Genomic DNA, 23,251 nt, shown 5'->3' on the forward strand with positions numbered 1-23,251 from the left:
ACACTGGGGGGATGACCGAGCAGCCGCGAGCCGAGGATGACACCTTCAGGGTGCATCTGGAGGTCTTCGAGGGCCCGTTCGACCTCCTGCTCGGCCTGATCTCCAAGCACAAGCTGGACATCACCGAGGTCTCGCTCAGCCAGGTCACCGACGAGTTCATCTCCTACATCCGCGCCAGGGGCCCGGAGTGGGACCTGGACCAGACGAGTCACTTCCTGCTCGTCGCGGCCACCCTGCTCGACCTCAAGGCCGCCCGGCTGCTGCCGTCCGGGGAGGTCGACGACGAGGAGGACCTGGCCCTGCTGGAGGCCCGGGACCTGCTCTTCGCCCGCCTGCTGCAGTACCGGGCGTACAAGGAGGTCGTGAAGGTCTTCTCCACCCGGATGGCCGAGGAGGCGCTGCGCTTCCCCCGCACGGTGCCGATGGAGGCGCGGTTCGCGAGCCTGCTGCCCGCGCTGGTGCTGGGCATCGGCCCCGACCGGCTCGCGGAGATCGCCCGGCGGGCCTTCGCCCCCAAGCTCCCGCCGTCGGTCTCGACGGCCCACATCTACCAGCCGCTCGCCAATGTCCGCGAGCAGGCGGCTATCCTGGTCGAGCGGCTGCGACGGGTGCGGCGGGCGACCTTCCGGGCCCTCACCTCCGACTGCACCGGCACTTTCGAGGTCGTGGCGCGTTTCCTGGCCGTCCTGGAGCTCTACCGGGAGTCGGCCGTCTCCTTCGATCAGGTGGAGCCCCTCGGGGATCTGCACGTGACCTGGACCGGCAGCGACGACGGCGACGTCGCCGTGGACGACGACTACGACGAGACCACCGCGAAGAGAGAGCCTGCCGATGACTGACGTGGCGCCCGAGCCGGGTTCGGGCATCGGCGGGGACCCGTTTCCCGGGCCGGGACAGGACGCGGGACCGGGCCTGCGCGCGGGGCTGGAGGCGATCCTGCTGGTGGTGGACGAGCCCGTCTCCGAGATCACCCTGGCCCAGGTGCTGGACCGGCCCGTCGCGGAGATCACCAAGACGATCCGGGAGCTCTCGGCGGAATACACCGGGACCGGACGGGGTTTCGACCTCAGAGAGGTCGCGGGCGGCTGGCGGTTCTACACGCGGGCCGAGTGCGCGCCTCTCGTCGAGCGGTTCGTCCGCGACGGCCAGCAGACGCGCCTGACCCAGGCCGCGCTGGAGACCCTGGCCGTGGTCGCCTACCGGCAGCCGGTGAGCCGGGCCCGGGTGGCGGCCATCCGCGGTGTCAACAGCGAAGGCGTCATGCGCACGCTGGTGACCAGGGGGCTGGTCGAGGAGGCCGGCACCGAACCGGAGAGCCAAGCCGTGCTCTACCGGACGAGTTCGTATTTTCTCGAGCGGATGGGCCTGCGGGAGCTCGACGAGCTTCCCGAGCTGGCACCCTTCCTGCCCGACGACATGGAATCCCTAGAGGAGCAGAAGCAGTGAACAACAGGCGCAGTACCCCGTCCGGTGATGGACGCGGTCAAGGCCGTGGCGGAGCCCCGCGCGGCGGAGGTTCCCGCGGAGGATCATCGCAGTCCGGTGGATTCCGGGGCGGATCATCCCGGGGCGGATCGTCCTCGGGCGGTTCCCGAGGGGGATCGTCCTCGGGTGGTTCGCGCGGTGGTTCGTCGGGCGGTTTCCGCTCCGACGCTCCGCGCAGGGACGACCGCGGTGGCTTCCGCGCGGAGCGTGACGGGTCGCGGAGCCGGTTCGGCGGCTCCTCCGGTGGTCAGGGCGGCGGTTACCGTTCGGACGGCCCGCGTCGTGACGACCGTGGCTCCTCGGGCGGTTCGCAGGGCGGTTTCCGCTCCGACGGGCCGCGCCGCGACGATCGGGACGGTTTCCGTTCCGACGCTCCGCGCAGGGACGACCGGGGCGGATCGTCCTCGGGCGGTCCCCGAGGCGGTTCGTCCTTCGGTGGTTCGCGCGGTGGTTCGTCGGGCGGTTTCCGCTCCGACGCTCCGCGCAGGGACGACCGCGGTGGCTTCCGTGCCGACCGTGACGGGTCGCGGAGCCGGTTCGGCGGCTCCTCCGGTGGTCAGGGCGGCGGTTACCGTTCGGACGGGCCGCGTCGCGACGACCGTGGCTCCTCGGGCGGTTCGCAGGGCGGCTTCCGCTCCGACGGGCCGCGCCGCGACGACCGCGGTGGCTCCTCGTCCGGCAGGTCCTTCGGTGGTTCGTCGGGCGGTTTCCGTTCCGACGGCCCGCGTCGTGACGACCGCGGTGGTTCCTCGTCCGGCAGGCCCTCGGGCGGTTTCCGCTCGGACGGTCCGCGTCGTGACGACCGTGGCGGGTTCCGTTCCGACGGTCCCGGACGCGACGACCGGGGTGGTTCCTCCTTCGGCGGGTCGCGTGACGGTGACACGCGGAGCCGGTTCGGCGGCTCATCGGGCGGCCGGCAGGGCGGCGGGTTCCGCTCGGACGGCCCGCGCGGGGACGACCGGGGCGGCTACCGCGCCGACGGCCCCGGCCGCGACGACAGGGGCGACCGGGGCGGTTCCTCCTTCGGGGCCTCCCGTGACGCCTCGCGGGGCGGCTTCCGTTCCGAGGGCCCCCGCGGCGACGACCGGAGCGGCTTCCGCGCCGACCGGGACGGCTCCCGGGGAAGGCCCGGCCCCGACCGCCGGGGTGGCGCGCCGACCGGCGGCTCCCGCGGCCGTTTCGGCAGGAACGACCGCCGCGACGGCGTCCAGACGATCGGCGGCGACCGTGCCGACGCCTACGGCGACCGCCGCACCTCCGACAGGAACCCCGCGGGCCGGTCCTCCACGGGTCGCGCCACCGGCCGTACCACCGGGCGGGCTCCCGAGGCCAAGGCGCCGCTGCGGCCCGGAGCGATCGCGAACGACCGCTTCAAGACCGCCCGCCAGCCCAGGCGTGACTCCGACTTCTTCGACCGCGACTACGTCGACGAGCGCGACACCACCGAGGTTCCCGACGGTGTCCGGCTGCAGAAGGTCCTCGCCCAGGCGGGCGTGGCCAGCCGCCGGGCCTGCGAGGACATGATCGGTGAGGGCCGGGTGACCGTCGACGGCCAGGTGGTACGCCGCTTCGGCGCCCGCGTCGACCCGGCCAGGCAGGTCATCCACGTCGACGGCAAGCGCCTGCCGACCATGCCCGACCTGGTCTATCTCGCGATCAACAAGCCGATCGGCGTGGTCAGCACCATGTCCGACCCGGACGGGCGGCCCTCGCTGGCCGACTTCGTGGCCGACCGCACCGAGCGGTTGTTCCACGTGGGCCGTCTCGACACCGAGACCGAGGGACTGATCCTGCTCACCAACGACGGTGAGCTGGCCAACCGCCTGACCCACCCGAGCTACGGCGTGCAGAAGAAGTACTGGGCGAAGGTGCCCGGCCGGATCGAGCGCGACCTCGGCCGCCGCCTGAAGAAGGGCGTCGAGCTGGAGGACGGCCTGGCCAAGGCCGACTCCTTCGGCCTGGTCCAGGAGCACGGCCAGCAGGCCCTGGTCGAGATCGTCCTGCACGAGGGCCGCAAGCACATCGTCCGCCGGATGCTGGAGGAGGTCGGCCACCCGGTCATCGACCTGGCCAGGATCGAGTTCGGCCCGGTCAAGCTCGGCCGCCTCAAGCCGGGCACGGTGCGCGCGCTGACCCTCACCGAGGTCGGGGAGCTCTACGCGGCGGTCGGGCTGTAACCTGCCTGATACGCGAGTCAGAACACGCCGGACCACCCCTCGGGGTGGTCCGGCGTGGGTCGATATGGAGGAACGGCGATGATGCGGGCGATCCGAGGGGCCATCCAGGTCGAGGCCAACGACCGGGACGAGATCCTGTCCGGCGTCACCGAACTGGTCACCGAGGTGATGAGCCGGAACAGGATCACCACCGACGACGTGATCAGCGTCATCTTCACGGCCACGACCGACCTCACCGCCGAGTTCCCCGCCCTCGCCGCCCGCAAGCTCGGCTTCCACGACGTCCCGCTGATCTGCGCCTCCGAGATCGACGTCCCGGGCGCGCTGCCCCGCGTGGTGCGGCTGATGGCCCACGTCGACGTCGACCGGCCCCGTCACGAGATCCAGCACGTCTACCTGCGCGGCGCCGTCGCCCTGCGCGTGGACATCGCCCAGTGACCCGCCCGACGACCCCCCCGGCGGCGCACTCGGCGATCCTCCCGGTGACCCCCTCGTGCGTCACCACCGCCGAGGAGCGCGCGTGAGCGGCCTGGAGAGCGTCCTGGTCGTCGGCACCGGGCTGATCGGCACGTCGATCGCCCTGGCCCTGCGCGAGCAGGGCGTCGCCGTCCACCTGGCCGACCGCGACGCCGCCTCCCTGCGGCTGGCGCGGGAGCTGGGCGCGGGCGTGGAGTGGGACGAAAGAACTCGGGTGGACGTCGCGATCATCGCGATTCCGCCGCAGGCCGTCGCCGGCCACCTCGCCGCCCTCCAGAGGGCGGGGGCGGCCCGGTTCTACACCGACGTGGCCAGCATCAAGGTGCTCCCGCTCGCCCAGGCCGCCGGTCTCGGCTGCGACCTGACGACCTACGTGGCCGGGCACCCGCTCGCCGGCCGCGAACGCTCCGGGCCCGCCGCGGCGCGGGCCGACCTGTTCCTCGGGCGCCCCTGGGCGCTCTGCCCGGCCGAGGAGACCTCGCCCGACGCGCTGGAGGCCGTGTACGGGCTCGTCAAGCTCTGCGGCGGCGAGGCCGTCAGGATCGGCGCCGAGGAGCACGACCGGGCCGTCGCGGTCGTCTCGCACGCCCCCCACGTGACCGCCGCCGCGGTGGCCGCCCGCCTCGCGGGCGCCCCGTCCTCCGCGCTCGGCCTGGCGGGACCGGGGGTGCGGGACGTGACCCGCATCGCGGCGGGCGACCCGGCGCTGTGGACCGGCATCCTGTCGGGCAACGCGCTGCCGGTGGCCGAGGTGCTGGAGGCGGTGGCCGCCGACCTGGCCGCCGCCGCGGCCTCCCTGCGGGCCGCCGCCGATCCCGCCGCCATGGCGGCCGTCACCGAGCTGCTGCGCCGCGGCGTCGCGGGCACCGGCCGGATCCCCGGCAAGCACGGCGGTCCCCAGCGGGCCTACTCCGTCGTTCAGGTGATCATCGGTGACCGTCCCGGCGAGCTGGCCAGGCTCTTCAAGGTGGCCGAGGCGGCGGGCGTCAACATCGAGGACGTGCGCCTGGAGCACGCCCCGGGCCTGCCGCTGGGCGCCGCTGAGCTCTGGGTGCAGCCCGAGGCGGTGCCCGTGCTGAGCGAGGCCCTGCGCGCCCACGGCTGGCACCTTCCCTGAGGGAGCCCCGCCTCACGACGGGGTGGGGGCGGCCGCTCGATGCGCGCTTCCCCGCCCGCTCCCGGTAGCCTCGTACGGACAACTGAAGCGGGCTGCAAGGGAGAGGCGTCGTGACCGGACTGGTCGTCGCCATGGACGGTCCTTCGGGATCGGGCAAGTCGAGCGCGTCACGAGGGGTGGCGCGGGCCCTTGGGCTGCGTTATCTCGATACCGGGGCGATGTACCGGGGGATCACCTGGTGGATGCTCCAGCGGGGCGTGGACCTCGCCGACCCGGGCGCGATCGCCTCCCTGGCGCTCGACCCGGTCCTCACGCTGGGCACCGACCCGGACGCCCCCGGGGTGGCGGTCGACGGCGTCGACGCCGCCGCGCCGATCCGTACCGCGGAGGTCACCGCGGCCGTCTCGGCGGTCAGCGCGGTGCCCGAGGTACGGCGCCGCCTGGTGGCCGAACAGCGTGAGATCATCGGCGCGGGCGGCATCGTCGTCGAGGGCCGTGACATCGGCACGGTCGTGGCGCCCGGCGCCGCCGTCAAGATCTACCTGACCGCGAGCGCGGACGCCAGGGCGCTGCGCCGTACGGCGGAGCTGGCCGGGACCACGGTGGAGGCGCAGCGGACCGCGATGGCCCGCCGCGACACCCTCGACTCGACCCGCGCGACGGACCCGCTGGCCAAGGCGGCCGACGCCGTCGAACTCGACACCACGGCGCTGAACCTCGAAGAGGTCGTCGCCGAAATACTGCGTGTGATTAAGGAAAAGGCGTGACCGGGGAATACGACGACGACAACGGCTGGATCGACGCGGAGCTCGCCGATCCGGGGACCGAAGGAAGCTCGGGGAACGACCGGTACGACGGGGACGGCGGGGACGAGGAGTTCGACAACGCCCCGCAACCGGTCGTGGCCGTGGTGGGCCGCCCCAACGTGGGCAAGTCCACCCTGGTCAACCGGATCATCGGCCGCCGCGAGGCGGTCGTGGAGGACGTGCCCGGGGTGACCCGCGACCGCGTCACCTACGACGCCACCTGGCGGGGACGCCGCTTCACGGTGGTCGACACCGGAGGCTGGGACCCGGACGCGACCGGCATGGCGCTGAAGATCGCCGAGCAGGCGCAGGTGGCCGCCGAGCTGGCCGACGTGATCCTGTTCGTGGTGGACGCCGTCGTGGGCGTGACCGACGCGGACGAGATCGTCGGCCACGTGCTGCGCGGGTCCGGCAAGCCGGTCATCCTCGCCGCCAACAAGGTCGACAACCAGCAGATGGAGCTGGAGGCCGCCGGCCTCTGGTCCCTGGGCCTGGGGGAGCCGCAGCCCGTCTCGGCGCTGCACGGCCGCTCCAGCGGCGACCTGCTGGACGTGATCCTGGAGAAGCTGCCCGAGACGCCCGAGCAGCGCTTCGGCCCCGAACGCGGCCCGCGCCGGGTCGCCCTGGTCGGCAAGCCGAACGTGGGCAAGTCCTCGCTGCTGAACAAGCTGGCCGGCTCCGAACGCGTGCTGGTCGACCCGATGGCGGGCACCACCCGCGACCCGGTCGACGAGCTGATCGAGCTCGGCGGCAAGACCTGGCGGTTCATCGACACCGCCGGCATCCGGCGGCGCGACCGCGAGCTCAAGGGCGCCGACTTCTACGCGAGCATGCGTACCCGGGGAGCCCTGGAGCGCTCGGAGATCGCGGTGGTGCTCATCGACGCCAGCGAGGTGCTGACCGAGCAGGACCTGCGGATCATCTCGCTGGTGATCGAGTCCGGCCGGTGCATGGTCGTGGCGTTCAACAAGTGGGACCTGCTGGACGAGGACCGCCGCTACTACCTGGAGAAGGAGATCGACCGTCAGCTCGTCCGCGTGCCGTGGGCGCTGCGGATCAACATCTCCGCCAGGAACGGCTGGCACGTCGACCGGATCGTCCCGGCGATCGAGAAGGCGCTCGACTCCTGGTCGACCCGGGTGCCCACGGCCCGCCTGAACGCCTTCCTGACCGACCTGGTCGCGGCCACCCCGCCGCCGGTCCGCAGCGGCAAGCAGCCCAAGATCCTCTTCGCCACCCAGGCGTCGACGGAGCCGCCGAAGTTCGTGCTGTTCACCTCGGGCTTCCTGGAGGAGACCTACCGCCGCTTCATCGAGCGCCGGATCCGCGAGGAGTTCGGCTTCGCCGGCTCGCCCATCGAGGTCACCATGAAGATCCGGGAGAAGCGCCAGGGGCAGAAGAAGAAGTAGTAGAGGCCCTTCTCGCGGACGACCCGGCCCCGTGCCGGGTCGTCCGTTCTTCCTTTCAGGTCTCCGGCCACGGCTTTCCGCTCCGGGCCTGTCAGGGCCTTCGGCCAGGGTTCCTCCCGGCTTTCGAGCATGGCGGGTCCCTCGGGCCGTGGCTTCCCTCCCTGGATCTTTCGGAGCCTGCGGCCGTCGCTTCCCGTTCCGGGTCTGTCAGGGCTCGATGAGGCCCGCCCGGATGGCGTACCGGGTGAGGTCGAGACGGTCGCGCATGCCGAGCTTCTGCAGGATGTTGGCGCGGTGCCGGTCGACGGTCTTCACGCTGATGAACAGGATCTCGGCGATCCGCTTGGCCGGGTTGCCCTCGGCGATCAGCTTGACGACCTCCTCCTCGCGCGGGGTCAGGATGCTGTCCGGGATGTCCTGTCCCAGCCTGTCGCGCTGGAGATAGTGCCGGATCAGGGCGGTCACGGCCCCCGGGTACAGGAACGGCTCGCCGCGCATGGCCGCCCTGCACGCCTCCAGCAGGTCGCGGTCGGCCACCGACTTCAGCACGTAGCCCGACGCCCCGGCCTTGAGCGCCTCGAAGAAGTACTGCTCGTTGTCGTACATCGACAGGATCAGCAGCCGGATCCCCGGGGCCCGCCGGGAGATCTCCCTGGCCGCCTGCAGGCCGGTCATGCGGGGCATCGCGATGTCGAGGATCGCCAGGTCGACCTCTCCGGGCACGGCCGCCTCCACCGCCTCGGCACCGTTGGAGGCCTCGGCCACCACGGTCAGGTCCGGCTCGGAGTCCAGGATCAGCCGCACCCCGCGGCGCACCAGCGCGTGGTCGTCGGCCAGCAGGATCCTGGTGGGGGGCGCCGGGTGCGCGGGGCTCACGGGGCTCACGGGGCCTTCCCGGTGCCGGCCGGTACTACCAGGCGGACGTCGGTGCCGCCGCCCGGCGGTGAGACCACGCTCAGGCGGGCGCCGATGAGCAGGGCGCGCTCCCGCATCCCGCGCATCCCCGCCCCCTCCTCGGTCGCGCCGCCCCGGCCGTCGTCGGTGATGCGCAGTTCCAGGCCGCGGGGCCGGGCGGTCAGCGACAGCTCGACGCGGGAGGCCCCGGCGTGCCTGGCCGCGTTGGTCAGGCCCTCCTGGGCGATGCGGTAGAGGACCAGCTCGACGTCCTGGCTCAGCGACGGCAGGTCGGTGTCGATCCTGCGCGTCACGGGAACCGCGCTGCCCTGGGAGAAGTCGGCGCTCAGGGCGTTGAGGGCGCTGTGCAGGCCGAGATCCTCCAGGACGCCCGGGCGCAGGCGGCGGGCGACCTGCCCCACCTCGTCCAGGCTCGCGCGGACGCTCTCCTGCACCCCGTGGAGCTCCTCGCGCAGATCCGCGGGTGCCCGGTCGGCGACGTGCTTGAGGTTCAGCAGGACCACGGTGAGGCTCTGGCCGATCTCGTCGTGCAGCTCGCGGGCGATGCGGCGCCGCTCGCCCTCCTGGGCGGCCAGGGCGTGGGCGCTGCTGGCGCTGCGCTCGGCCTCCAGGCGGTCCAGCATCGCGTTGAAGGTGTCGATCAGGTGGTCCAGGTCGCGGTTGCCGCCGCTGGGCAGCCGGTCGTGGGGGTGCAGCAGGTCCACCCGCTGCATCAGCGTCGTGAGCGCGTCGAGCGGGGCCAGGCCGGTGCGCAGGAGCACGGCGTTGGCCGCCAGCATCAGCGCCAGGCCGATCGTCAGCACCGGTATCTCGGCCAGGAGCACCGGCGAGGAGACGGTCGCGGGGGAGAGGGCGAGCACCAGGGTGCCGACCGCGAAGACCAGCCCGTTGATCGCGAACAACCGCCGGAACAGGATCCGCCCCGGACTGCGCGCTCCTGCTCCCCGCTGGGTGCGCTCTGTCATCCCACCAGCTTCCCGTCGGCCCCGCCGGTGTGTCCATGCGGGGTGCCACCCATCTTCTCCTGCCCGTCCCTGCGGGTTCCACCCGCGCGTAGATGGGTGCTGGACCCGATGGTCGCCAGGAGGTGCGGCCGATGGAATGGGAGGACCCCGAACACCGGAAGGCGGAGAGGGCGATGGGCACGAGCGATGTCGGAGTTCTGTGGCTGGACGCCGTCACCCGTGACGGCGTCACGATCACTGTGAACGCGGCGGCGAGGACCGCCGTCACCGACCCGGAGGCACACGCCTCCTACCCGGGTGCGCCGGGGGCCGCGGTCCTGGCCGCCGTCGAGGCGGAGATCCGCGCCCAGGTGGGACGACGCGACCTGTCCCGCCTGTCCAGGGGGGTCGATCTTCGCCGATGCTCCGGCGACGGGACCCTCCGCTGGGGGGTGGAGGTGACGCTCGTGACGCTCACCCCCGTCAAGGGGCGGCGCCGGAAGGACCTGATCCGCTGGGCGGAGCGGCTCGCGTCATGACCTGGGCCCCGAGTGGAAGGAAGTGATCATCGATATGGACGTCACGCGTACGACCGTGCCAGGCACGGGGACCCTGGTCCACTTCGCCACCCGGGAAGGCCAGGGCCTGGCCGTCCTGGTCGAGCGCGAGGGCCTCAGGCGGCTCCTGGTGTACGGCCAGGGTGACGAGCCGTCGCAGAGCATCCCCCTGGAGCGGGACGAGGCCGACCAGCTCGCCCGGGTCCTGCAGAGCCGGTCGGTGGACGACAGGCTCGCCACCCTCGAACGGCGGATGGCCGTCATCACGAGGACCGCACACGCCAGGCGGACCGCGCACTACGCAGAGATCGCAAGGGAGGCGTCGTGAGCACACCGTCCGCGGTACGCCACCTCACCCGATGGGAAGGTGCCATGCAAGCGCGGGACATCGCGGTCAGCCTCCCGACGGTCACCACGCGTGACTCCGTCGCGAAGGCCGTACGGATCATGGTGATCGGCCGCCTTCCGGGGCTCATCATCGTGGACGATCTCTCGCGGCCCCGGCTGGTGCTGCCCGGCACCCAGGTGCTGCGGCTGGCCGTACCCGGGTCCTACCAGGAGGACCCCGCGCTGGCCAGGACCATCGACGAGGCCTACGCCGACCAGTTCTGGCAGGACCTCGGCAACCGGACGATCGGCGACTGCCTGCCCCGCGACTCCGCCAGGCCGGTGGTCGTCCCCGGGGGGGCGAACCTGCTGGAGGTGGCGGCCCTGATGGCCAGGGCGCGCAGCCCGATCGTGGCCGTGGTGGACCGCGACGCCTCCCTGATCGGGGCGATCACCCTGGAGCGGCTCCTGACCAGCCTGGCCGTGTTCGGCCTCGGTGAGCATTGAGCGCCCTGCTCGCTCTGACGATCTTCCTGGTCGCGTTCTACTTCATCGCCACCGAGAAGGTGGACAAGGTCAAGGTGGTCCTTGTCGCCGCGGGCGCGATGGCGGTCCTCGGGCTGATACCGGGCTCGGAGGTGTTCTTCTCCGAGCACGAGGGCATCGACTGGAACGTCATCTTCCTGCTGCTCGGAATGATGATCATCGTGGGGATCATCAAGCAGACGGGTGTCTTCGACTACCTGGCGATCTGGGCGGCCAAGCGGTCGAAGGGCGATCCCTACCGGCTCATGGTCATGCTGATGGTGATCACCGCCATCGCCTCGCCCTTCCTCGACAACGTCACCACGATCATGCTGGTGGCGCCGGTCACGGTGGTGGTGTGCGACCGGTTGCGCATCCCGGCCCAGCCGTACCTGATCGCGGAGGTGCTGGCCTCCAACATCGGCGGCGCGGCGACCCTCATCGGGGACCCGCCCAACATCATCATCGGCAGCAGGGCGGGGCTCACGTTCAACGACTTCCTGGTGCACATGGCGCCGATCGTGGTCGTCGTCTTCGTGGTGTTCGTCCTGCTGACCAGGGTGCTGTTCAGGAAGTCGTTCCGGTACAACCCCGAGCACGTCGCCTCGGTGATGGCCCTGCAGGAGCGCAGGGCGATCACCGATCCCCGCCTGCTCGTGCGGTGCCTGGTGGTGCTCGCGGGCGTGGTGGCCGGGTTCGGGCTGCACGCGGTGCTGCACATCGAACCGTCCATCGTGGCCCTCGTGGGGGCGGGGGTGATGCTCCTGCTGTCGCGGCTGCCGGTGTCGGAGGTGCTGCCCGAGGTCGAGTGGCCGACGCTGGTGTTCTTCGCGGGACTGTTCGTGATGGTCGCCGGGCTGGTCGAGACGGGCGTGATCGCCACGGCGGGCACGTGGGCCGTCGAGGCGCTGGGCGACGACTACTTCCTCGCGGCGACGGCGCTGCTGTTCGGCTCCAGCGTGCTCGGGGCGTTCTTCGACAACATCCCGTACGTCGCGACGATGGCGCCGGTCGTCGAGGGGATCGTGGCGCAGGCCCCCGACGCGGCGACCGGGCAGGCGCTGTGGTGGTCGTTCGCGCTGGGCGCCGACTTCGGCGGCAACGGCACCGCGGTGGCGGCCAGTGCGAACGTGGTCGCGATCGGGATCGCGGCGCGGACCGGGCACCCGATCAGCTTCTGGCAGTTCACCAGGTACGGGATCGTGGTGACGGCGCTGAGCACGTTCATGGCGTGGGGGTACGTGTGGCTGCGCTACTTCTCCTGACCGTCCCCGGAGGCCGGGGCCGGGGGGCGGTTCGCGGCCGCGGTGGAGGAGGCGCGCGGCAGCAGCAGCGCGACCAGCGCGCCCACCCCGCACAGGACGGCGGTGAGCAGGAAGATCTCGCTGTACTCGGTGTGCAGCGCCTTCCTGATCGCGCCCTGGTAGTCGGCCAGCCGGGTGGCGTACACGACCGGGTCCACCCCGAACGGCAGGGGGGTGTCGAGGTCGGCGGTGAGGGACTGGAAGCGGTGGAAACCCCACGCCGACAGGGCCGCGACGCCGAGCAGCATGCCCATCATCCGGGCCACGACCACCGCCGCCGAGGCCACCCCGTGCTGGGCGGCGGGGACGGCGCGCAGCACCGCCGAGGAGAGCGGGGCGATCACCACGCCGAGGCCCAGACCGGCCAGGACGAGGTCGGCGTCCATCCGGTACCCGGCCGACGCCAGGTCCAGCGGCCACTGGCCGATCCGCACGTACGCGACGGTGGCCACGACCAGCCCGGCCACGCACACCGCGCGCTCGCCGTAGCGGCGTGACAGGAACCCGCCGGTCACGGCGGCGACGGAGAGCGCGATCAGGAAGCGCGAGAGCACCAGGGCGCCGTCGAGGGCGGGCAGGTTCAGCAGCGTCTGCGCCGACAGCTGCACGTCGACCAGGGTGACCAGCAGCGCCGCGCCGGTCACGAAGGAGACCCCGAGCGTGGCGAAGAACGGGCCGCGCAGCGCCCCGGTCAGGTCGATCAGCCGGGTCCGGGCGCGTGACTCCCAGCCGACGAACGCGACACCGGCCACCACCCCGGCCACGACGCAGGGCAGGCCCCAGGGCGGCAGGACCGCCCCGCCGGGGTCGGGGTTGTACAGGCCGGCCACCAGCAGTCCCAGCGCGAGCGCGAGCAGCAGGCCGCCGACGACGTCGACGCGCGCGCCACGGCCTTCACGACCGGCGTGGTCGCCGGGGGCTTCACGACGGGCGCGGTCGCGGGCGGGTGGCGGCACCGATCGCTGTACGGCGATCGCGGCCAGGGCCACCAGCGGCAGGTTCAGCCAGAAGATCGACCGCCAGCCGCCGAGCTGCACGCCGCCGAGCTGGAGGGTGGCCGGGACCAGGGCGGCCAGCGCCGCCCCGTACAGCGGGCCCAGCACGCTGCCGAGCTCCTGGGCCGACCCCACCACGCCGAGCGCCACCGGACGCTCGTCCTCGTCCCACAGGTCCCCGATCAGGGCCATGGTGATCGGCAGCAGCGCACCGCCCGCGATGCCCTGCAGGGCGCGCCCGGCGACCAGCCAGGGCACGCTCTCGCCCAGCGCCGTGACGACCGAGCCCACGGCGAATCCCGCCAGGCAGAGCTGGATGAGGGGACGCCTGCCGTACCGGTCGGAGAGGCTGCCGAGCAGGGGCATCGCCGCGATGTAGCCGAGCAGGAAGCCGGTGACGATCGGGGTGGCCCGCTCCAGGTGGTTGAGCGGGACGTCGACGTCCCTGGCGATGTCGACGAGGACGGTGACCACGACGTAGGCGTCCAGGGCGGCCAGCAGCACGGCGGTGCCGCCGACGCCGAGGGCGACCCGCCGCCTGGCCGCGGGGCCGTCCGGCGGGCTTCTCAGCGGGCTTCTCGACGAGCTTTTCGGTGAGCCTCCGGGGAGACCGTCGCCGGGGAGGTCGCCGCCGATCGGGCCGGGGGCGGGGGAGCCGTCCGCCGGGCCGTCCCCGGGGCCGGAGCGCGACACCGTCACTCCGCCGGGGCGGTGATCTGGACCGGCGCGTCGTAGTCGCCGAAGGTCACGATCACCTTGCCGCCGGTCAGCGGCAGGTCCGCCTTGAGCAGGCGGCCGGTGGCCCTGTCCGTCCAGAGCGTGGCGTCGACGTTCTGCGCGATCCCGGGCACCATCGTGGCGAGCACCGGCTGGGAGAGGGTGGCGGTGACCCGGTAGGTCTCGGCGCCGTCCAGGGTCTCGACCGCCTGGGTCCTCGGGTTCACGGCCGTGGTCAGCAACCGCACGACACCCCGCTCGGGGTCGAGGATGGCGGACGGGTCGTAGATCGACGCGAGCTGGCTCCGCGACATCTTCTGGAAGCCACCGGTCACGCCCTTGAAGTGGACGGTCTCCCCGATCAGCACGAAGGTGATCTCCTGCAGGCTGCCCAGCACGTCGACCTGGATGGTGCCGTCGGCGTCACCGGTCGCGGTGAGACGGCCGGAGGCCTTCTTGACCTGCACCGGCGGTGTGCCCTCGGTCTCCATGGAGAAGGTGAGGGACTTCGCGGCGCGTGCCGCCTCCGCGGACTTCGTGAGCAGTTCGGTGCCGCCGGGGAGGGGCGCCGCCGTAGCGCCGGCTCCGCCTCCCCCGCTGCATGCGGTGACCAGGGCGAGCGCGGCGAGCACCGCGGCGATGAGGATCCGGCGAGCAGACATGGCCGGATCGTAGCCACCGTCCGGCCTGCCGTCGAAGAACGGGAGGTATCGGTTTCGCGTCAGCGAATGCCCTTCAGGTGCTTGACCACCGGCGCGTACGCCGTCTCCAGCTCGACCAGCTGGTCGTCGGTGAGCAGGTCGATGAAGTGCCGGCGCACGCTGCCCACGTGGTGCGGCGCGACCTTCTGGATGGTGGCCCAGCCGTGTTCGGTGAGGACGGCGAAGGTGCCGCGCCGGTCGTCGGTGCACGTCTCCCTGGTGACCAGGCCGGCGCTCTCCATCCGGGAGATCTGGTGGGACAGGCGGCTGCGGGACTGGATGGTGGCCTCGGCCAGATCGCTCATCCGCATGCGGCGATCGGTGATCTCCGACAGGTTCACCAGGATCTCGTAGTCGTTCAACGAGAGCCCGAAGGGCTGAAGCTCTCGATCGAGGCGGTGTTCGAGGAGTTTGTGCGCGGCCAGATGCGCGCGCCAGGCGCGTTGCTCGATCGGGGACAGCCAGTGGACCTCCTCGTCGTCCACCGATCGCTCACCCCTCTCGCTCACCGCGCCCGCGGCTCCGGTGGCCTCGGTGACTCCGGCGGCCTCGGTGGCCTCGGTGGCTCCGTCGCCCTCGGTGGTGCCGTCCCCCGACCGACCACTCCGCTCGCCGGACGAGGCTTGCTTCACGGTCATAGATCAGAATCTACCTCACAGGACGCCGGTCTTTCGTGGTGGCGGACATGGTGTTCCGGCCGACGATCAGGGAGCGACGGGATTCCCTCCGGCTCGGCCGCGGCCTCGCCCCGGCGGTGTGCTCAGTGCCACTTCCTGACATGTCGGGACCTGCTCTCATCCCGCTCCCATCCCCGGCCGGTACCGCCGCCCAGCCGGTCACCGCGCGCGCGTAGGGTGACCGCATGGTGGAGGACACGGCGACAGGCGCCGACGCGGGGACGGGCCCGAACCCGGGCGGAACGGGCGCCGGGCCGGCGTCGGAGAGCCTGGTCACGGTGATCGTGGCGGGCCTGGCCAACCTGGCGATCGCCGTCGCCAAACTGGTCGCCGGGCTGATCGGCGGCTCCTCGGCGATGCTGTCCGAGGCGGCGCACTCCGCCGCCGACACCGTCACCGAGGCGCTGCTGTACGTCGCCGTACGCAGGGGCGGGCAGCCCGCGGACGCGCGGCACCCGTTCGGGCACGGCAGGGCGGGGTTCTTCTGGGGGCTGATGGCGGCCTTCGCCACGCTCGTCGGCGGGGCCGGGTTCTCCATCACCCACGGCGTCCACGAGATCGGCGCGGGCGAGAGGCTCACCGATCTGACGCTCTCGTACGTGGTCCTCGCCGTCTCGTTCGTGATTGAGGGGGTCTCGTTCCTCAGGGCCCTGTCGCAGGTGCGCGCGGAGGCGCGCCGGTACGCGGTGAGTCCCCGGCGCTATGTCACCAAGACCTCCGACACCGCGCTGAAGGCCGTGCTCCTGGAGGACGCCGCCGCCCTGGCCGGGCTGCTGATCGCCGCAGCGGGCCTGCTGGCCGCCGAGCTGACCGGCTCGTCCGTCTGGGACGGGGTCGCCTCCGTGGTGATCGGCCTGCTGCTCCTTTGGGTCGCGGTCAACCTCATCCGGACCAACGTCTCGCTGCTGATCGGCCAGGCCGCGCCCGCGTCGATCGCCGAACGGATCGGCGAGGAGATCCGGGCCATGCGCGAGGTCGAGAACGTGGTGGAGCTGCTGACCATGATGATGGGCCCCGGCGAGATCCTGGTCGCGGCCCGGATCGACTTCGTGGACGAGAGCACGGGGGCGAGCCTGGAGCTGGCCGCCGACCGGGTGGAGAGCACGCTCAAGGAACGGTTCCCGCAGATCGTGCAGGTGTTCCTGGACCCCACCCCCGGCCTGGGAGCCCGCGGCCGGGAAGACTCGCGGACGCGGGAGGGCGGCGACGCTCCCGCCGGTGACGGCTGACCGCCCTCGGGCCGTCACGCTTCACCTGATCGGAGCGCAGTCCACCGACAAGGGGAATCCCGGTGGGATCGGGGCCGGGGCGGCAGGAGTTCCGGGGCGGGACGAGGGACGGTGTCAGCCGCTCTTCTTCCCGCTCGAACCCCCGCTGGGAGACGGGGAGGGGGACGGCTCCACGGGGTCGCCGTCCGGGTCGGTGATCAGCTCCTCGGCCGCGCCCATCACGGTCGCCGCGTTCACCTTCCACAGGCCCTCCGTCCTGATCAGGGCCAGTTCCATGTACGTGCCGAGCATGCGCCGGGTCCCCGCGGTACTGGTGACCTGCGAGTCGACGACCGTGACCGCCTTCGCCCTGCCCTCGGCGACGTCGGAGACGTAGACGCCCCGGATCGAGGCGGACGAGCTGGCCCGCATCGAGGTGATCACGCCCTCCAGGGGGCTGAAGGCCTCGTCGTAGGTCTTCTCGAAGTCCTCGCCGGAGATGGCGAAGACCCGGTCACGGTAGGACTGGAGATCGCCGTGGTCGTAGGTCTGCAGCGCCACGGCGAACTCGCCCGCCCGCGCCGACACCGCCGCCCGCTCGGCCTTCTCCCCGGCGAGCCGATCGGCGGCCTGCCACTGGAGCACCGCGACGGTCGCGGTCGCCGCGAACAGCATGGCCGCCAGAGCCCCGGCCACCCTGCCGCGCCACGTCCCCTTGCGCGGGCGGCCCGCCGCATCGCCCGTCGCCGTCGGGGTCCTGCCGGTGGTGCGGCCGGGTGCGCCGGTGGCCGTCCCCCCCGGTTCCTCGCCCGCGACCCGCTCCGCCGCCTCATCGGGGACGGTCTCGGGTCGTGGGAGGGGAGGAGGGGCTTCGGGGACGGGAGTCGCAACGGATTCCGGGACGGGAGTCGCGCCGGAGCCGGGGAAGGGAGCCGCATCGGCCGGTCCGTCCGGGGCGGGGGACGGCGGGGCGTCCTCCACGGGGGTGCGCCGGAGTCGTTCCGAGGGGTGGGGTCTGGGACTCACGGGTTACTCCTGTCCGCGGCGGCGAGAGGTACGGCCGACGGCGATCCAGCCGAGCACACCGCCGGAGAGGACGACGGCGACGAAGATCGCGACGATGAAGGGGGTCGTGTCCTGCCTGAAGGCCGGGGTCCCGCCGGGGTCCCGGGCAGTCCCGGGCGTCCCGCTCTCTCCGGCCGCCGCTGAGTCCTGGCCGTCCTGGCCGTCCTGGCCGTCCTGGCCGTACTCGTCGTTCTCGCCGTTCCCGGGCTCCGGCGTCGACCCGTCCGGCCCGGACGTCCCCTCGGCGCCGGTCCCGTCGGTCCCGCCGGAATCCGCGCCGGTGCCGGCGTCGGTGCCGGCCCCGTCGGCGGGTGCCCTCTCGTCCTCACCGGCCGACACCCGGCTCCCCGGCCCCCTGGGACAGGCGCGGAGCGCGGGGATCGCCGGGGGAGCCAGCGGGCCCCGGTACTCCTGCGGGACCCGGGGGCCGCCCGGGACGCTGAAGACGAACGTGGCCTTGCCGTACACGCCGTCGGCCCGCCGGTCGGTCACGTCGGCGAGCAGGGCCTGGGCGGTGGGCACGTTGCGCAGCAGGCGGCCGACGTTGTCGCGGGTGGCGGCGGTGAACAGCGTGCCGGGCCTGGTGCCCGCGGCGGTCAGCGCGCACGACAGGCCGGGACGGGCGGTGGTGAGCAGGTGGCCGACCTGCCGGAAGAACCCCGGCCCGTGGTCGATGAAGGCGTTCAGCCGCCCGCGCGACTCCCGGACCGCCCGGGTGACGTCCGCCAGGTCGTCGACCCCCTCGGCCAGCTTCTCCCGCCTGCCCGCCAGGGTGCCGGTGAGCCGGGTGAGCCGTACCGACAGCTCGTCGAGCAGGTCGGCGTTGTCGGCGAGGGTTTCGGTGAGATCGTGCGCGTTGTCGACGATCTCCCGGATCGAACCGGTCCGTCCGTCCAGGCCGGTCGCCAGCTCGTGCACGATGGTCCGGGCGTCCTGCGGCGGGACCGCGTTGAGCAGTTTGCCGACGCCGTCGAAGAGCCTGCGGTAGTCGAGCGGCACCGAGGTACCGGCCAGCGGGATGGTGGACCCCGCGGCGAGGGGGACGCTCCCGGCCCCTTCCCGGGGCGGGGAGAGCTCCACGTACGGCTCGCCGATGGCGGACTTGCGGCGGACCTCGGCGGTGAGGCCGCGCGGCAGCGACACGCCCCGGTCGATGTCGAGCGCGACCACGATCCTGCCCGGTGCCAGCCGCACCCCGTCGATCCGGCCGACCCGCACGCCGAGGTAGGCCACGTCGAACCCCTCCACCAGTCCGGGGGAGGAGACGAACTCGGCACTGATCCGGTACGGCCGCTCGATGACGTCCAGCTTGATGATGGTGGTGAACGCCCACACGGTCATCACGACGCCGAGCAGCGCGAAGAAGCCGAGGTTGATCCAGATACGGCGTTTCATCGCGGCGGCTCCAGCAGCAGGCGGAAGTCGTCCGCGGAGTTGGGCAGGCGGGGACGCTCGCTCTTCCTCGGTTTGGGCAGCAGCAGCCCCTTGAGCCACACGAAGATCAGCAACTGGCCGTTCACGACGATCGGCGGCAGGTCCATGAACCTCTGGACCCGGCCGACCAGCGTCTTGAGGTCCTCCCCGCCGCGGACCATCGAGGCGGAGACCGCGTCGAGCTCGCGCAGCAGGGTACGGAGCCGGGCCCCGTGCCGGGGGTAGAGCGTGTCGTTGACCTCGCGGGCCAGCGCGGTGAGCTCCCGGAGGGTCTTCTTCACGTGCCCGCGTCCGTGGTTCAGCCGGGCGGTCGCGTCGGCGAGCGTGCCGGGCAGCCGGTCCAGCTCGGCGGTGCCCTCGGCCAGTTCGTCACCGAGCTCGGCCAGGCCGTCGATGGTGCGCGCCAGGTCCTCGCGCGACCGCGCGTAGGCGGCGGTGACGTCGCTCGTCTGCCGCAGCAGCCGGTTCAGGTCCTCGCCCCTGCCGCCGACGCCGGTCGCCAGCGCGTCCAGGACGGCGTTCACGTCCTGGGCGCCCAGCGCGTCGACGAGCGGCCCGGCCCGGGCGGTGACCTGCTCGATGTCGGGCTTCACCGACGTCACGGCGATCGTCGCGCCGTCGCGGAGGAACGGCCCGGTGGTCATGTCCCTGCCCTCCGGCAGGTCCAGCTCGACGTAGTTCTCACCGAGGATCGAGGTCTTGGCGACGACGGCGGCGGTGCCCTCGGGCACCCGGTTGCCGTCCTCGATCGACATGGTGACCCGGGCGCGGTACCCGTCCAGCCGGATGTCGGTGACGCTGCCCACCCGCACGTCGGCCACCTGCACGCTGTGCCCGGCCACCAGGCTCTGCACGTCGTCGAAGGTCGCGGTCAGGGTGAGCTCGCCGGTCGGCGCGCCCATCGTCTGCAGGCTGCACGCCGCGCTCAGGCAGAGCACGGTCAGGGCGGCCACCCCGCGCGTCCACCTCCCGCCCCGGCGCCTGCCCCGCCACTCCCGGATCTCCGGTTGCACGGTTCCCCGCTGTCCGGGCCCCGGAGGGCCGTCCCGCCGCTCCCGGATCTCCGGTTGCACGGTTCCACGCCGCCCGGCCCCCCGGTGCCCGTCCCGCCGTTCCCGGCTCCCCGCGCCCATCAGCGGCTCCTCCCGGTGCGCTGCCACGGGCAGTTGCTCAGCTCTCCCGGCAGGCACGGCACTCGGCCCAGGCCGAGCGAGTCGAACAGCGGGGCCAGCCAGGCCCGGGTCATGGCGTTGAGCACCAGGCGGATCTTCAGCAGGTGGTGCTCCCGGTCCCACGACATGATCAGGTTGTCGGTGAACCTCCGGGCGCCCGTGAGGGCGTCGGCCGCCGACCGGCTGTTGACCTTGAGGGTCAGCACCAGCTCGGCGAGGTTGGCCACCCCCCGGGGCAGCCGCTCCTGGTAGGCCTCGATCAGCACGTCACCTCGCCGGACGAGGTCCGCGAGGCCGGTGACGAAGCTCTTCATCCTCCGCCGCTCCTCGGCGAGGGCGGCACTGGCCTCGGCGAAGGCGTCGATCGTGGTCTTCACCTGCGCCTCGCGGCGGTTGAGGCCGGAGGCGATCCGGTTGAGCCCCTCGGCCAGCTCGATGAGCTGCTCGTCCTGCCCGGCGAGGGTACGGGTCAGGGAGGCGGCGTCGCCGAGCGCGCGGTTGATCTGCTCGCCACGGCCCCTGACCGTGTCGGCGAGGTTCCCGGCCACCTCTCCCATCCGGTCGGTGTCGAGGGCGTCGGTGAGCGTGGTGAACGCCTCCAGGGCGTCGTCGATCTCCACCGGCAGGTCGGTCCGCTCCGTCGGGATCACCGCGCCGGGCGCGATCCTGGGCGTGCCGGGCGTCCACGGCGGGTGGAGCACCACGTTCCGCTCGCCCAGCGTGTTCTGCGCGGCCACCACGGCGTTGACGCCGGCGGGCAGCGGCACCTCCCCGTCGATCAGCAGGTCGGCCCTGACCCTGTCGCCCTCGACGGTGAGCCGCTCCACCGTCCCCGCGTCCATGCCCAGCACCTTGACCTTCGCCTGCTCGTACAGCGAGGGCACGGCCGCGAAGTGAACGGTCAGCCGGTACGGGGCCGGTCCGCCCGGCAGCACCGAGCACCCCCCGGCGCAGAACGTCAGCGTCCCCGCGAGCAGCACGGCGACCACCCTGGCGCGCGCCTTTCGGAACCATGGACGAGGAAACGCGCGCCCCGCGCCTCGTGACGACCGGAGCCCCGTCCCGTCCGGCGATCCGTCCCGCGTCCCGCGTGCCGCTTCGTACGACGTCCCGTCCGGCGATCCGTGTCGCGTCCCGTGTGGTGTCACCGCTTCTTCCCGTCCCTGCGGATGGCGCCGAGGACCTCGGGGTCGATCGGTCCCAGCCCGGTGGCGATGGCCTCGACCCACGGCCCCTGGCCGCCCGCCCTGGCCAGCCCCGAGAAGGTGGGGCCGACCCAGGCGAGGACCGCGTTGAGGTTCCGGCCGCTGGTGGAGTCGAGACGCCCGGCCACGGCGGTCACGTCGTCGACCACCCTGATCAGGTCCCTCTCGTGCCGGGTGACGAGGGTGGTGATGCCGCCGACCAGGTCGCTGCCGTCTCCCAGCAGGGTCCGCAGCTCGTCGCGGCGCGTGCGCAGCTCGTCGAGCAGGATCTCGATGGAGTCGATCAGCCGGCCGAGCTGCGCGTCCTTCTCCTCCAGCACGTCCATGATCTTGTTGCCGTTCTCCAGCAGCCGTCGCAGCTCCGGCTCGCTCTCACCGATGATCTCCGACAGCTCGCCGATGTCGTCCAGGAGCTTGGCGACCCGGCCCTCCCTGGCGGGCTTGAGCTCCGCCAGCTCGCGCAGCAGCCTGTCGACGGCCTCGGTGTCGAGCCGCTGCGCCAGCCGGGTGGCGTCCTTGAGCGCGTCGGTGACGAGCACCGGGGTGCTCGTCCGCGCCATCGGGATCACCCGCCGCTCCTCGGGCAGCTCGTCCATGTACGGGCGGACGACCGGCCCGGTGAGCCTGACGTAGCGTCCGCCCAGCAGGTTGGACAGGGTGATCTCGGCCCTGGTCCCGGGACCGAGCCTGATCCCGTCGTCGACCTTCCAGGTCACCACGACGTGCCCGCGCGCGTAGTCGGCGCGCACGCCGGTGACCTTGCCGACCGCCACTCCCGCCACCCGGACGTCGTTGCCGGATCTCAGCCCGGCCGAGTCCGGCAGCACCGCCGACATCGTGTAGCCGCCCTCGAACACCCCCAGGTTGCCGATCAGGAAGGTGACGACGAGCACGGTGGCCAGGACCGTCATCGAGACCAGGCCGACGACGGTCCGGTTCCGGTCGCGGAACGACCTGAGCGCCATCACGACCCCATCACGACCCCACCAGGACCCGGCGCAGGTCGCCGGTGTCGGTGAGCCGCAGGCCGCCGCGCAACGGCGGCGGGGAGTCCATCGGGTAGGGGCACGGCAGCGGCCCCAGCGCCAGGCAGGGCACTGCCGTGGTGACGAAGTGCCCCCGGCCGGTCACCTGGAACGAGCGGCGCAGCGGCGGGGTGAGCGTGCCCAGCAGCCGCTCGACGCCGGCGATGTTGCGCCGGACGCCGCCGGTGAGGCCGGTCAGGCGCTGCACCACCCGTCCCAGCTCCCGGGCGTTCGCGCCGAGCACCCGGTCGCCGGTCCGCGCGCTCGCCGAGAGCTCCACCAGGGCGTCGTCGACCAGTTCGCGGTTGCGGGCGAACGCGCCGGTCAGCGCGACGAGGTTGTCGACCAGGCGGGCGATCTGCCGGTCCCTGCGGGCGACGACGCCGGTTACGGTGGCGTAGTCCTCCAGCAGTCCCTGGATGATCTTCCTGCGTTCGGCGACCGTGCCGGTCAGCCGGCCGAGGTCGTCGACCAGGCGGGGGATGTTCTCCTGGTTGCCGTCCAGTGCCTCACCGGCCGCGGTCAGCAGCCGGTTGATCTGCTCGGGGTCGAGGCTGCGGGTGAGCGGGCCGAGGTCGCCGACGAGCTCGCCGATGTCCACGACCGAGGTCGTCCGCGCCACGCGGGCGCCGTCGGCGAGCATGTCCCCGGCGGTGCCCGGCTCCAGGTAGACGACCCGCTGCCCGACCGTGTCGCGCCAGCGGATCGAGGCCGCGCTGTCGGAGGGCACCCGCACGTCCGTCCGTACGCCGAGCGTGACCCGGGCCCGGCCGGCGACGACCTCGATCGTCTCGACCTGCCCGACGGGCGCGCCCGCGATCTTCACCTGGTCCCCGGGGCGCAGGCCGGAGACGTCGTCGAAGACCGCGACGAGGCGGTAGGTCTCACCCACGCTCACCCGGGCGATCTGGGCGCCGATGAGCACGATCAGCGTGCCCGTCACCAGCAGGAACACGGCGAACTTGGCCAGCGTCCAGCGGCGCCGCGTCCTGTCCGCCGATCCGGCCAC

The 23,251-nt window shown here is 72.7% G+C and carries 23 protein-coding genes; 12 read left to right on the top strand and 11 right to left on the bottom strand.

Annotated elements, in window-relative coordinates; genetic code table 11:
• The first annotated feature begins 11 nt into the window (after positions 1-11).
• The 7 genes from ACLQ2R_RS19090 (at position 12) to der (ending at position 7,471) form a co-directional block, all read left to right on the top strand.
• Positions 12-839 carry a segregation and condensation protein A gene (locus tag ACLQ2R_RS19090; RefSeq protein ID WP_425961255.1) on the top strand — a complete coding sequence of 276 codons (828 nt, stop codon included), beginning with the start codon at positions 12-14 and terminating at the stop codon, positions 837-839.
• Entirely contained in the window at positions 832-1,446 is a 615-nt protein-coding gene (gene scpB, locus ACLQ2R_RS19095; protein ID WP_425961257.1) for an SMC-Scp complex subunit ScpB, read from the top strand. Before ACLQ2R_RS19090 ends, scpB begins: the two co-directional genes overlap by 8 nt.
• Positions 1,443-3,662 carry a pseudouridine synthase gene (locus ACLQ2R_RS19100; RefSeq protein WP_425961258.1) on the top strand — a complete coding sequence of 740 codons (2,220 nt, stop codon included), beginning with the start codon at positions 1,443-1,445 and terminating at the stop codon, positions 3,660-3,662. Before scpB ends, ACLQ2R_RS19100 begins: the two co-directional genes overlap by 4 nt.
• 78 nt (positions 3,663-3,740) lie before the next feature.
• Complete coding sequence (gene aroH, locus ACLQ2R_RS19105) at positions 3,741-4,100, top strand: chorismate mutase (protein ID WP_386243286.1); 360 nt, start codon at positions 3,741-3,743, stop codon at positions 4,098-4,100.
• Between the two features lie 82 nt (positions 4,101-4,182).
• The gene (locus ACLQ2R_RS19110; protein WP_425961259.1) at positions 4,183-5,256 is read left to right on the top strand and encodes a prephenate dehydrogenase; all 1,074 of its coding nucleotides are present in this window, start codon (positions 4,183-4,185) and stop codon (positions 5,254-5,256) included.
• 110 nt (positions 5,257-5,366) lie between these two features.
• Positions 5,367-6,023, top strand: coding sequence for a (d)CMP kinase (gene cmk, locus ACLQ2R_RS19115; protein WP_425961261.1), 657 nt, complete (start codon positions 5,367-5,369; stop codon positions 6,021-6,023).
• Complete coding sequence (der, locus tag ACLQ2R_RS19120; RefSeq protein WP_425961263.1) at positions 6,020-7,471, top strand: ribosome biogenesis GTPase Der; 1,452 nt, start codon at positions 6,020-6,022, stop codon at positions 7,469-7,471. The genes cmk and der overlap by 4 nt, the downstream gene beginning before the upstream one ends.
• A 207-nt stretch (positions 7,472-7,678) precedes the next feature.
• On the opposite strand, the gene ACLQ2R_RS19125 is transcribed toward der, so the two are convergent.
• Together ACLQ2R_RS19125 and ACLQ2R_RS19130 are read right to left on the bottom strand one after the other, a co-directional pair.
• On the bottom strand, positions 7,679-8,356 hold the full coding sequence (locus ACLQ2R_RS19125) for a response regulator (protein ID WP_425961265.1): 678 nt from the start codon (positions 8,354-8,356) through the stop codon (positions 7,679-7,681).
• Positions 8,353-9,351: a HAMP domain-containing sensor histidine kinase gene (locus tag ACLQ2R_RS19130; RefSeq protein WP_425961267.1), complete on the bottom strand. Its 999-nt coding sequence runs from the start codon at positions 9,349-9,351 to the stop codon at positions 8,353-8,355. Before ACLQ2R_RS19130 ends, ACLQ2R_RS19125 begins: the two co-directional genes overlap by 4 nt.
• Before the next feature lie 131 nt (positions 9,352-9,482).
• Between ACLQ2R_RS19130 and ACLQ2R_RS19135 the strand changes: the two genes are divergently transcribed.
• From ACLQ2R_RS19135 to ACLQ2R_RS19150, 4 genes are read left to right on the top strand one after another with little or no spacing between them, the layout of a single operon-like run.
• Positions 9,483-9,869 (top strand): hypothetical protein, encoded by a 387-nt coding sequence (locus tag ACLQ2R_RS19135; protein ID WP_425961268.1) that lies wholly within the window; start codon positions 9,483-9,485, stop codon positions 9,867-9,869.
• A 22-nt stretch (positions 9,870-9,891) separates the two neighbouring features.
• Complete coding sequence (locus tag ACLQ2R_RS19140) at positions 9,892-10,215, top strand: hypothetical protein (RefSeq protein ID WP_425961270.1); 324 nt, start codon at positions 9,892-9,894, stop codon at positions 10,213-10,215.
• Positions 10,216-10,259: 44 nt separating this feature from the next.
• Positions 10,260-10,721: a CBS domain-containing protein gene (locus tag ACLQ2R_RS19145; RefSeq protein WP_386243257.1), complete on the top strand. Its 462-nt coding sequence runs from the start codon at positions 10,260-10,262 to the stop codon at positions 10,719-10,721.
• Positions 10,718-12,004 carry an SLC13 family permease gene (locus ACLQ2R_RS19150; RefSeq protein WP_425961272.1) on the top strand — a complete coding sequence of 429 codons (1,287 nt, stop codon included), beginning with the start codon at positions 10,718-10,720 and terminating at the stop codon, positions 12,002-12,004. The genes ACLQ2R_RS19145 and ACLQ2R_RS19150 overlap by 4 nt, the downstream gene beginning before the upstream one ends.
• Here the strand turns inward: ACLQ2R_RS19150 and ACLQ2R_RS19155 are convergent.
• The 3 genes from ACLQ2R_RS19155 to ACLQ2R_RS19165 are packed head-to-tail and all read right to left on the bottom strand — an operon-like array spanning position 11,992 to position 15,094.
• The gene (locus tag ACLQ2R_RS19155; protein ID WP_425961274.1) at positions 11,992-13,731 is read right to left on the bottom strand and encodes an MFS transporter; all 1,740 of its coding nucleotides are present in this window, start codon (positions 13,729-13,731) and stop codon (positions 11,992-11,994) included. The two genes, ACLQ2R_RS19150 and ACLQ2R_RS19155, sit on opposite strands and share 13 nt — an antisense overlap.
• 2 nt (positions 13,732-13,733) lie before the next feature.
• Positions 13,734-14,417 carry an LppX_LprAFG lipoprotein gene (locus ACLQ2R_RS19160; RefSeq protein ID WP_425961276.1) on the bottom strand — a complete coding sequence of 228 codons (684 nt, stop codon included), beginning with the start codon at positions 14,415-14,417 and terminating at the stop codon, positions 13,734-13,736.
• Positions 14,418-14,476: 59 nt separating this feature from the next.
• Positions 14,477-15,094, bottom strand: a complete 618-nt coding sequence (locus ACLQ2R_RS19165; RefSeq protein WP_425961278.1) for a MarR family winged helix-turn-helix transcriptional regulator — start codon at positions 15,092-15,094, stop codon at positions 14,477-14,479.
• A 224-nt stretch (positions 15,095-15,318) separates the two neighbouring features.
• Here ACLQ2R_RS19165 and ACLQ2R_RS19170 point away from each other — a divergent pair, with 224 nt between their 5' ends.
• A complete protein-coding gene (locus ACLQ2R_RS19170) occupies positions 15,319-16,362 on the top strand; it encodes a cation diffusion facilitator family transporter (protein WP_425961280.1) in 1,044 nt (347 codons plus the stop codon).
• A gap of 114 nt (positions 16,363-16,476) precedes the next feature.
• On the opposite strand, the gene ACLQ2R_RS19175 is transcribed toward ACLQ2R_RS19170, so the two are convergent.
• From ACLQ2R_RS19175 to ACLQ2R_RS19200, 6 genes are all read right to left on the bottom strand, one after another.
• Positions 16,477-17,037 carry a hypothetical protein gene (locus ACLQ2R_RS19175; protein ID WP_425961282.1) on the bottom strand — a complete coding sequence of 187 codons (561 nt, stop codon included), beginning with the start codon at positions 17,035-17,037 and terminating at the stop codon, positions 16,477-16,479.
• A 333-nt stretch (positions 17,038-17,370) separates the two neighbouring features.
• Positions 17,371-18,801, bottom strand: a complete 1,431-nt coding sequence (locus tag ACLQ2R_RS19180; RefSeq protein WP_425961284.1) for an MCE family protein — start codon at positions 18,799-18,801, stop codon at positions 17,371-17,373.
• On the bottom strand, positions 18,798-19,853 hold the full coding sequence (locus ACLQ2R_RS19185; protein WP_425961286.1) for an MCE family protein: 1,056 nt from the start codon (positions 19,851-19,853) through the stop codon (positions 18,798-18,800). Before ACLQ2R_RS19185 ends, ACLQ2R_RS19180 begins: the two co-directional genes overlap by 4 nt.
• 119 nt (positions 19,854-19,972) lie before the next feature.
• On the bottom strand, positions 19,973-21,001 hold the full coding sequence (locus ACLQ2R_RS19190) for an MCE family protein (protein WP_425961288.1): 1,029 nt from the start codon (positions 20,999-21,001) through the stop codon (positions 19,973-19,975).
• 155 nt (positions 21,002-21,156) lie between these two features.
• Positions 21,157-22,182, bottom strand: a complete 1,026-nt coding sequence (locus tag ACLQ2R_RS19195) for an MlaD family protein (RefSeq protein ID WP_425961289.1) — start codon at positions 22,180-22,182, stop codon at positions 21,157-21,159.
• Between the two features lie 10 nt (positions 22,183-22,192).
• Complete coding sequence (locus tag ACLQ2R_RS19200; protein ID WP_425961291.1) at positions 22,193-23,251, bottom strand: MCE family protein; 1,059 nt, start codon at positions 23,249-23,251, stop codon at positions 22,193-22,195.

The organism is Streptosporangium sp. DT93 (assembly GCF_049844535.1).
Classification (GTDB): Bacteria; Actinomycetota; Actinomycetes; order Streptosporangiales; family Streptosporangiaceae; genus Streptosporangium.